This window comes from Streptomyces sp. NPDC050546 (assembly GCF_044457425.1).
In the GTDB taxonomy this organism is placed as follows: domain Bacteria; phylum Actinomycetota; class Actinomycetes; order Streptomycetales; family Streptomycetaceae; genus Streptomyces.
In genome coordinates this window covers 1-1,333 of the sequence record NZ_JBITGX010000040.1, presented here as the reverse complement: position 1 = coordinate 1,333, position 1,333 = coordinate 1, and the positions used below count along the sequence as shown (strand labels likewise).

The following is a 1,333-nucleotide window of genomic DNA, read 5'->3' as shown; positions in this document are numbered from 1 at the left end:
CGTTGCGGACGTTGTCGGGCAGTGCCCAGTTCGGTGCGGCCTGCTGCTTGCGCCCGACCGACCACAGGGCGAGCAGGGCGAACAGCGGGCCGAGGGTGACGGCGTAGGGCCACACGACCTGAACGATGGTGATGAGCAGGCCGATGAACTCGATCACCGCCGTCAGCGGCGTGATGACGTCAGCCACATCTTTGGTGTTGAGGGCCATCACGATGCCGAGAGCGATCAGGGTGCCGATGCTCATCCCGGTGCCGATGGCAGCACCTTTGGCCACATCCACGGGCGAGGTGAGCAGGTCCATGCGGCGCCGGTGCCGGGCATCCCGGAAGCGCTGGAGACGCTCTTCCCACTCCTCGGCCAGCTCGTGGTTCCCCGCGGCTTCAGCAGCACGGATCATGCGCTCGTAGCGGGAGCCGGTACGGCCGTCCCAGGTGCGGCGGGCCACGATCCGGCCCCCGTTGAACGTGTACATCCCGTGGCGCGCGACCGCGCGGACGGTGGTCGTGGTCTTTTCGTCGGTGGCGAACCGCTTCACGGCCCGCCCGGAGCGCACCCACAGCGGCACCGGGGCCGGGGCGGGGGCGTCGGACACCACGGTGAGCGTGGTCACCGGCGCGTCCTGGGCAGGGGTTTCGGGGTTCTTGTGGAGGCGTACGACGTTGTCGGACATGCTGGGGGTTCTCCTGACTGCCCCGATGCGGGGCGGGAGTTGAGGGAGGCGGCGGGGTGGCCTGGTCCGTGGCAGGAAAGAGGCCACCCCGCCGCGAAGTTGTGGGGGTGCGCGGTGTCAGGCGGCGCGGGCGCCGGGGACGAGCTTGTCGGCGAGGTACTCGCGGCTGTGTGCCTCGTTCTCGTCCAGCTCCACGAGCTGCTCGTGTTCGCGGGCCTGGCGGCGGGACTGGCGCTCGATGCCGAGTTCGGCGCGGGTGTTGCGCACGATCCGTTCCAGGACGCCTTTGCGGCTGAACTGCATGGCGTGGACCAGCTCGTGCACGAGCGTCACGGCGAAGTCGGCCGGGGTGGGGTGCTTGTCGGCGTTGATCAGGATCAGTGTCGAGCCGTCCGGGCGCGGGATCGCCGTTGCCTGGATCTCGCGGGCGGTGTGCTTGGCCTGGCGGGTTGCGCGGTTGAGGGCGCGGCGGTCGGCGGAGCCGGCCAGGGCGATGTCAGCGGCGACCATCAGTTCGGCCATGCCGCGTTCGTTGGTCAGGATGACTTCCACGTCCGGCATGCGGCCGGACACGGAGCGGGCCACGAGCTTGACGGCCTGCTCGGTCAGCCGCTTGGAGGTGCGCAGGGTGGAGCCGTAGCCGGGCAGCTTGTGCGTGCTCAC

Annotated in this window: 1 protein-coding gene and 1 pseudogene; both read right to left on the bottom strand. The window is 70.1% G+C overall.

What is annotated here, in order from left to right; genetic code table 11:
• Window positions 1-670: pseudogene (locus ACIBK5_RS43600) on the bottom strand (ATP-binding protein); the annotation flags it as partial.
• A gap of 117 nt (window positions 671-787) precedes the next feature.
• A partial coding sequence (locus tag ACIBK5_RS43595) for a hypothetical protein (RefSeq protein WP_399029085.1) occupies window positions 788-1,333 on the bottom strand: 546 nt, incomplete at its 5' end.